Source organism: Mesorhizobium sp. M2C.T.Ca.TU.002.02.1.1 (assembly GCF_003997225.1).
The window spans coordinates 1-8,530 of record NZ_RZTO01000199.1; the positions used below are offsets into that span (position 1 = coordinate 1).

General features: G+C 63.8%; 8 protein-coding genes. 4 read left to right on the top strand and 4 right to left on the bottom strand.

From position 1 onward, the window contains the following. Positions 1–378 (bottom strand): HAD family hydrolase (locus EOD07_RS13230; RefSeq protein ID WP_164772223.1); only part of this gene is annotated, 378 nt, incomplete at its 3' end. Positions 379–548: 170 nt separating this feature from the next. Between EOD07_RS13230 and EOD07_RS13235 the strand changes: the two genes are divergently transcribed. Both EOD07_RS13235 and EOD07_RS13240 read left to right on the top strand, forming a co-directional pair. Next, positions 549–1,418, top strand: a complete 870-nt coding sequence (locus tag EOD07_RS13235; RefSeq protein WP_127235768.1) for a transglutaminase family protein — start codon at positions 549–551, stop codon at positions 1,416–1,418. 345 nt (positions 1,419–1,763) lie between these two features. Then, positions 1,764–3,242 (top strand): TadE/TadG family type IV pilus assembly protein, encoded by a 1,479-nt coding sequence (locus tag EOD07_RS13240; protein ID WP_127235769.1) that lies wholly within the window; start codon positions 1,764–1,766, stop codon positions 3,240–3,242. A 260-nt stretch (positions 3,243–3,502) separates the two neighbouring features. On the opposite strand, the gene EOD07_RS13245 is transcribed toward EOD07_RS13240, so the two are convergent. Together EOD07_RS13245 and acs are read right to left on the bottom strand one after the other, a co-directional pair. Further along, complete coding sequence (locus EOD07_RS13245) at positions 3,503–4,258, bottom strand: MOSC domain-containing protein (RefSeq protein ID WP_127235770.1); 756 nt, start codon at positions 4,256–4,258, stop codon at positions 3,503–3,505. Continuing rightward, positions 4,258–6,213 (bottom strand): acetate--CoA ligase, encoded by a 1,956-nt coding sequence (gene acs / locus EOD07_RS13250; protein WP_127235771.1) that lies wholly within the window; start codon positions 6,211–6,213, stop codon positions 4,258–4,260. The genes EOD07_RS13245 and acs overlap by 1 nt, the downstream gene beginning before the upstream one ends. 304 nt (positions 6,214–6,517) lie before the next feature. Between acs and EOD07_RS13255 the strand changes: the two genes are divergently transcribed. Further along, positions 6,518–6,790, top strand: coding sequence for an usg protein (locus EOD07_RS13255; protein ID WP_073985102.1), 273 nt, complete (start codon positions 6,518–6,520; stop codon positions 6,788–6,790). Positions 6,791–6,907: 117 nt separating this feature from the next. Then, on the top strand, positions 6,908–7,354 hold the full coding sequence (locus tag EOD07_RS13260) for a hypothetical protein (protein ID WP_127235772.1): 447 nt from the start codon (positions 6,908–6,910) through the stop codon (positions 7,352–7,354). 108 nt (positions 7,355–7,462) lie between these two features. Here the strand turns inward: EOD07_RS13260 and EOD07_RS13265 are convergent, their stop codons facing one another. Next, positions 7,463–8,497: an aldo/keto reductase gene (locus tag EOD07_RS13265; protein ID WP_127235773.1), complete on the bottom strand. Its 1,035-nt coding sequence runs from the start codon at positions 8,495–8,497 to the stop codon at positions 7,463–7,465. Positions 8,498–8,530 lie beyond the last annotated feature (33 nt).

Below are 8,530 nucleotides of genomic sequence, written 5' to 3' on the forward strand. Positions count from 1 at the left end.
GGCGGGAACCGGGATGCCGGCCGCCTGGATGCGCAGCAGCGCCAGTTCGCGCGGCGCCGAGGTGACGATCGCCCAGCGCTCCGGCGGCAGCGATTGCAGGAACGCGACGGCGCCAGGGATAGGGACGATGCCTTCGAGATCCTCGGCTTCAGCCTTGAGCAGCAAATCCGCCTCAGCCAGCGGATCGACGCCCGGAAGCTTCAGCGCGGCGATGGTCTCGCGTGCGCGCCTGCCATGGATCGTCGGCAGGAAGGCCGTGACGTCGAGGCCGTGACGCTCCGCCCACTTCGTCCACACCCGTTCCGCCGCGGCGATCGAGTTGAGCACCGTGCCGTCCATGTCGAACAGGAAGGCGGCGAACTTTGAGCCTGCGAACATCGGATTTCCTGGAGAATCGTTTTCGGGAGGGCGAAACGCAAAACCCAGTTTAGACCGGCCGGTATCGCCTGAGAAGGCGAGATGACCGCATTTCGACTGAAGCACGGGAACAACCTCCGGTTCGCGGCGTTGAACAGGCAGTCTTCCAAAATCACCAAGGGGGGAATGCGATGCTGATCCGGCTCGGCTATGAGATAGCCATCGAATGCGCGGCGGCGACGCCGATCATCTCGCTTCTCGACATCCATCCCGACCGCCATGCCGACATCAAGCGGCAGACGCGGGTGCTGACCTCGCCCTCGGTGCCGACACACGCCTATCGCGACCGCCATGGCAACATCTGCCGCCGTTTCACGGCGCCGGCCGGAAGCTTCCGCATCCTCTACGATGCGGCGGTCGAGGACAGCGGCGAAACCGACGAGGTCAACATGCTGGCACGGGAAACGCCGGTCGCGGAATTGCCCGACGATGTGCTGGTCTACCTGCTCGGCAGCCGCTATTGCGAGACCGACCACCTCAGCAACACCGCCTGGCAGCTTTTCGGTCCGCTGCCGCCCGGCTGGGCGCGCGTCCAGGCGATCGTCGATTATGTCAACAGCCGGCTTTCCTTCGGCTACGGCTATGCGCGCGCCACGCGCACGGCCGCCCAGGCGCATGAGGAGCGCGTCGGGGTGTGTCGCGATTTCGCGCATCTGGCGATCACGCTTTGCCGATGCATGAACATTCCGGCGCGCTATGTGAACGGCTATCTCGGCGATATCGGCGTGCCGGTCGATCCGGCGCCGATGGATTTCTCGGCCTGGATGGAAGTCTTCCTCGACGGCAAGTGGTACACGTTCGATCCGCGCCACAACCGGCCGCGCATCGGCCGCGTCGTCATCGCGCGCGGCCGCGACGCCACCGACGTGCCGCTGCTGCACAGTTTTGGCCCGCACCGGCTCAGCCTGTTCAAGGTGTGGACCTACGAGCAGGAAGGCAACCGCTTCAATCCTCCGCATCATGGCGTCGATCGCACGGTCAGCGCGCAGATGCTGGCCTAGGCTCTGTCGATATTCAGGTGAGGCCGGCCTGACCTGAATCTCGACAGACACTGCGCCGCGCCATGTCCCGCGGCAGCCGCTGACCCGCTTCGGCACAGTTCGACTGTGCCGAACAGAGAAACGGCCGCGACAGCCCTGGAGATCATGGTAAGCGCTTCATGAAGGCCGCTTCGCCAGGGGGTTTTCGTTTACTTTCCGTTCACCCTCAAATTTGCCGAAAGCCAGCAAAAACAATGGATTAACCGCCTGTTAAGCGTCTTTCGGCGGTGGCCCGACGGGTCTGGCCGAAATCCTGCAACGCCCTGGCCGAGCGGCGCAATGCCGCAGACAGTGGAGGCGGAAGGGATGCGGCAGTTCAGAGGTGTCGTTCGTGGGGTGGACGGCTTTACCCGGGATCGCGGAGGCAATTTCGCGGTTCTGTTCGGAGCTGCCGCATCGGTCCTCGCGCTGGGGGTGGGATTCGCGGTCAATATCTCGCAACTCTACAATGCGAGGTCGAGTCTGCAGGGCGTCGTCGACGCCGCTGTGACCTCGACGGCCCGCGATCTCACCCTCGGCGTCATCAAAGAGGCCGACGCCACCAAGACGGTGCAGGCATTCCTCGACGCCAACAGCGCGGCCGGCATCCTGCAGGCCAATCAGGTCGTGCTCGACAAGCTCACTGTCGACAGGACGGCCAACACGGTGCAAGCGGATGCGCATGTCGATGTCGGCCTCTATTTCCCGCTGTTCAGCACCGGCGATATGCACCGCGTGAATGCTTCGACCACGGCGCTTTATTCGGACAAGCAGGTCGAGGTGGCGATGATGCTCGACATAACGGGGTCGATGGCCAAGAAAGGCAAGGTCGACAAGATCGGCGACCTTAAAGCGGCGGCGAAAAACGCCGTCCAGACGATGCTTCGGAACCAGGACCCGAAGAACCCTCGCGTTCGTGTCGCGCTTGTGCCTTATGCATCTGCCGTGAACGCCGGCAAGCTGGCGGAAAATGTCTATGTCGAGAACCAAGGAGGCTCGGACCTGCCTCCCGTTGCCGGCAGCACGCTTCTGGTCGCCAAGACGAACAGCAAACTGCTGCCGTCTTTCAGCGACTATGTCTCCATCGTCGGCGCGGCGACGCCTCGCCCCGACAATTGCGCCACGGAGCGCAAGGACAAAAGCGGCAATCCGGATTTCAGCGCCGACGGCCCCGACACGGTCCGCACGGACAAGAATGGCAAGAAATATTTTGCGCTGGTCAACCGGGACGATCATCTGGGCGGCTCGGGAATGAACAAGTGCCCTACCGCGGCGGTGATCCCGCTGACCGCCGATTCCGGTGCATTGCTCGATTCGATCGACGACTTCCAGGCGGATGGCTACACGGCCGGCGCGATCGCCGTTCAGTGGACCTATTACATGCTGTCGCCGCAATGGCGCACCGTGATCAAGAATGCTGGCCTGGGCAGCGGCCCCTCGGACAACAATGCGAAAAAGATCGCCAAGGTCGCGATCCTGATGACCGATGGCCAGTTCAACACCGCCTTCGCCGGCGCGGGAGGCAACTACAACAGCCAGGGCAACCTTGCGCGCGGCAATGCTCAAACCTTGTGCGGCAACATGAAAGACGACGGCATCGAGGTTTTCACCATCGGCTTCGATCTGAACGACAAGGACATGTCGGCAACCGAGCGGGACCAGGCGAAAGCGGTGCTGAAGGATTGTTCGTCGAAGGATACCTCCTCCGCCAACAAGCATTATTTCGAAGCGTCCACCGGAGCGGAGTTGGATGCCGCCTTCCAAGAAATCATCCGCAACACTGAAAAGGTCGCGCTGACGCAGTGATTCAAACGGAAAAGGCCGCCGCTTCTTGACGAAGCCGGCGGCCTTCCGTGTTTCCGTCCACGACGCGGCTCCTGGCGGCAGCCACTCCGGGCTACCTGCCGCGCGTCTCGCGCCTTAACGGGAAGACTGCTTCCCAGAAGTGCAATCCGCAGAGCCCACGTTATGGAAAACGAAATCACTCGACATCGGATCACCTCCTTTCAGTTCGTTGAACACGCCCAGATGATGGGGTGCGTCGCAGCAAAAGACAAGGGGTGCTCCTAGACGAAGCGCATCGGCGCGCCGATCCCGACGCGCGCAGGCCGGTCGACGGTGCAGTAGACACCGAGATTGTGGGCGTTGTGGCGCACCAGATTGCGCAGGATGCCGGGGTCGGTGTCGAAGCCATCCTGGGCGATGATGGTGAAGCCGCAGCGGCGGCAGGGTTCGGAGACGGTGAGCTCGAGATCGCCGACCGCGAGCCTCCTGCCGATCCATTCCGTTTCGGGAAACGAGCCTTCGACCGGCGCCATGTCGACGACGATGTTGGGCCGGAAGCGGCGCGGATCGGGCACGCCTTCGGGGTGCAGCGCCTTCAGCCTGGCGAGCGAAGCGGTGGTGAGCAGATGGATCGGCGCCTTGGCATAGCGGGCCTCGGTCAGCGGCCCGACGTAGCCGGGCGCCGCATTCTGCGCGCCGAACGGCCGGATCGAGGCCTCGAAGCCAAGAAAGGCCGATACCGCGCGGTCGCTTTCAGGATCGGGCGCCGGCAGCCAGCCGCCGCCGGGCACGGCGACTTCGAGCCGCCATTCCTTGCTCAGAGGGGCTTCGGTCAACCGGGTGCGGATCAGCGGCGCCTTGTGCCATCTGGCCTCGCGGTCAGGCCTGGCGATCTCGCCATCGGCATCGACCAGCCCGAACAGCCGGTCGCCATAGACGGTCTTTTGCTCGACCGAGATGGCATCGAGCCGCTCGCCGGCGAGCGAACTCGCCGGATAGCGCCAGAGCTGGCTGACGGTGCCGAGCTCGCCGGCCATCAGCCCTTCTTGTTCTGCCGGTTGGCGACGAGGTCGTCGACCACGGCCGGATCGGCCAGCGTCGAGGTATCGCCGAGCGCGCCGAACTCGTCCTCGGCGATCTTGCGCAGGATGCGGCGCATGATCTTGCCCGAACGGGTCTTCGGCAGGCCGGGCGCGAACTGGATCTTGTCGGGCGTGGCGATGGCGCCGATCTCCTTGCGGACATGCGCGACCAGCTCCTTGCGCAGATCCTCGCTCGATTGGGTGCCGGCCATCAGCGTGACATAGCAATAGATGCCCTGGCCCTTGATGTCGTGCGGGTAGCCGACGACGGCGGCCTCGGACACCTTGTCGTGGCTGACCAGCGCCGATTCGACCTCGGCCGTTCCCATGCGGTGGCCGGAGACGTTGATGACGTCGTCGACGCGGCCGGTGATCCAGTAATAGCCGTCTGCGTCGCGGCGGCAGCCGTCGCCGGTGAAGTACTTGCCCTTGTAGGTCGAGAAATAGGTCTGCACGAAACGGTCATGGTCGCCATAGACGGTGCGCATCTGGCCCGGCCAGGAGTCGGTGATGCAGAGATTGCCGTCGGTGGCGCCTTCCAGCACTTTGCCGTCGCCGTCGACCAGCTGCGGCTGCACGCCGAAGAACGGCCGCGTGGCGGAGCCCGCCTTGAGGTCGGTGGCGCCGGGCAGCGGCGTGATCATGATGCCGCCGGTCTCGGTCTGCCACCAGGTGTCGACGATCGGCACCTTGGCGTTGCCGACGACGTTGTAATACCACTCCCAGGCTTCCGGATTGATCGGCTCGCCGACCGTGCCCAGCACGCGCAGCGACTTGCGCGAGGTCTTCGTCACATGGCTGTCGCCGGCGCCCATCAGCGCGCGCAGCGCCGTCGGCGCGGTGTAGAAGATGTTGACCTGGTGCTTGTCGATCACCTCCCAGAAGCGCGATTGCGAGGGATAGTTCGGCACGCCTTCGAACATCAGCGTCGTGGCGCCGTTGGCCAGAGGTCCGTAGACGATGTAGCTGTGGCCCGTGACCCAACCGACATCGGCGGTGCACCAATAGATGTCGCCCTCATGGTAGTCGAAGACATACTGGTGGGTCATCGAGACATAGACGAGGTAGCCGGCGGTGGTGTGCAGCACGCCCTTCGGCTTACCGGTCGAACCGGAGGTGTAGAGGATGAAAAGTGGGTCCTCCGCCTTCATCTTCTCCGGCTTGCAGTCGGCCTTAACGGTCGCCGCCTCGTCGTGGTACCAGACGTCGCGCCCCGGCACCCAGCCGGTCTTGCCGCCGGTGCGGCGCACCACCACGACCTTCTCGACCTTGGTGCCGGCCCTGGCGGCGATGTCGATCGCCTTGTCGGTGTTGTCCTTGAGCGGGATCGGCTTGCCGCCGCGCAGGCCCTCGTCGGCGGTGATGACGATGGTCGACTTGCAATCGTCGATGCGGCCGGCGAGCGCGTCCGGCGAGAAGCCGCCGAAGACGACCGAATGGATGGCGCCCAGCCGCGTGCAGGCAAGCATCGCATAGGCCGTTTCCGGGATCATCGGCATGTAGATGGTGACGCGGTCGCCCTTCTTGACGCCATGCTTCTTCAAGACATTGGCGAAGCGGCAGACATGCGCGTAGAGCTCGTTATAGGTGACCTTGCGGTCGTCATAGGGGTTGTCGCCTTCCCAGATGATGGCGGTCTGGTCGCCGCGCTTCTTCAGATGCCGGTCGATGCAGTTCCAGGAGACGTTGGTCTCACCGTCCTCGAACCACTTGATCGAGACCTTGCCGTCGAAGGAGGTGTTCTTGACCTTGGTGAAGGGCTTGAACCAGTCGATCCGCTTGCCGTGCTTGCCCCAGAACTTGTCCGGGTTCTTCACGCTGTCGGCGTACCATTTGAGATAGGTGTCGTTGTCGATCAACGCGTTCTTCTTCCACGCCGGCTGGACGCGGTGGACATGCACATCGGACATTTTTCAGCTTTCCTCCGGGACCGTTCCGCCGGCTTGAAGCGCCGGCGGCATCGCGGCGATGCGGCCGCGAATTCGCGGGCATTATTAACAGTTCCGCCGTGACGGCAATATTAGACGTTGGATTCGCGCGGCGGGATGACGCAGGGTCAAGCGCCCAAGGCTACTAGCACTCCCAGCTGGCGGCTGCTAACCGCCTGTTTTAATGAGAAAAATTTTTAGGGACCTCGCAAAAAACCATAGACAGTTAAGCAACCGTGCGCACAATCCGGCGTTGGGAGGAAGGAGAATCAACCAAGGAAACGCAATGCGCGACAATTCCGAAATGGACCTGATGCTCAGAGGATACGGGCTGACCACGGCCAAGATCCTTTACCACTACCCGGACCACCCGCACCTGCTGCAAAGCTTCGTCTGGCAGGATTACGACATCGCGCCGAAGTTCCCGGTGCTGATCCGCTTCATCGAGTTCTGGAAGACCAAGCTCGACGGCCCGCTGCATTCGGTGACCTACACGCATCACAAGCTGATCGCGCCGAATGAGTGGCGGAAGGTGGATGGGGAGTTTCTGGTGCACTAGGGTTCGGGCGGACGGCCTGCGTGCCTGGCGAGTGAGGGATTCGTCATAGTCGACGCGGTGGTGCCGGTGGCATACTGAGGTTCACAGCGTGGCAGCCCGCGCGTTCGGGCAAACCGCTTGGGGATCGATATGCGGATCGGGTGGACGATCGTGATCTGGCTTGTGCTTGGCGGCGTCGGCGCCGCGGAAGAGGCGAAGTGCCCGAAGGGTGATGCGCCGATCCAGCTGGAGGATATCGAAGCCGCGCCGGGTTGCATCGAAGCTCACAAGCTACACGATGCCTGCGCCTGGGGGTCGAGCGGCGATGCCAATATGACGGAGATCGTCATCGGCAAGTGCGAGGCCGGTTTCCTCGACCGTATGACGGCCGCGCAGAAGCGCCGTTATGAGTCCCGCGGCCAAGCGTGCGGCGAGCGTTATCCGATCACGCCGCTTGGCGGGTCAATTCAGATATACCTGTCCTCCATGTGCCAAGAGGATCTCGCGGTGACCTATTTCAAGGCGGCCAAGGGCGGGCGTATCGTGGGAACGCCACGGTGGAAGGTACCCGACATAGCTGAGTAGATCGGAGTTTTGCTTCCGGGGAGCCCCAAGCGCTTCGGCGAAAATTTGAACGGCGAATCTCTGGCCCGCCGGACGGCGGCGATGCCGCCGTCCGGCGTGTAGCTGCCGTCAGACCGCCGGCGGGTTCAGCCGAGCGAAACCTTCCTGGCGCCGATAGGGGAAATACGGATAGGGCGCCGTCACCGCGCTCGCTTCATCGAGCGCCTTGATCTGCTCCGAGGTCAGCGCCCAGCCAACGGCGCCGAGGTTCTGGCGGAGCTGCTCCTCGTTGCGTGCGCCGATGATCACGGACGAGACGGTCGGCCGCTGCAGGAGCCAGTTGATGGCGACCTGCGGCACGGTCTTGCCGGCCTCGGCAGCGACCGCTTCCAGCGCATCGACCACCTTGAAAAGATGCTCGTCCTCGACCGGCGGGCCGAAATCGGCGGTGCCGTGCAGCCGGCTCTTTTCCGGCAAGGGCTGGCCGCGGCGGATCTTGCCGGTGAGCCGGCCCCAGCCGAGCGGGCTCCACACCAGCGCGCCGACGCCCTGGTCGAGGCCGAGCGGCATCAGCTCCCACTCATAGTCGCGGCCGACCAGCGAATAATAGACCTGGTGCGCGACATAGCGCGGATAGCCGTGCCTGTCGGCGAGGCCGAGCGATTTCATCACCTGCCAGCCGGAGAAGTTGGAGACGCCGACATAGCGCAGCTTGCCGGAGCGCACGAGGTCGTCCAGCGTCGACAGCACCTCCTCGACCGGCGTCGAGGCATCGAAGGCATGAAGCTGAAGCAGGTCGATATAATCGGTGCCGAGCCGCTTCAACGCGGCGTCGACAGAGCGGATCAGGCGCGAGCGCGACGAGCCCCAGTCGGCCGGGCCGTCGCCCATCGGCAGGGATGTCTTGGTCGAGATCAGCACCGCGTCGCGGCGACCCTTGATGGCATCGCCAAGCACCTCCTCCGAGGCGCCGTTGGAATAGACATCGGCCGTGTCGAAGAGATTGACGCCGGCTTCCAGGCAGATGTCGACCAGCCGGCGCGCTTCCTTCGCGTCGCTGTTGCCCCAATGGCCGAAGAGCGGGCCGGAGCCGCCAAAAGTTCCGGCGCCGAAGGAAAGGGCGGGCACTTTCAGGCCGGAAGCGCCGAGAGGTCGGTAGTCCATCTTTCTTCTCCTGATTGGATGTCGAAGGGATCA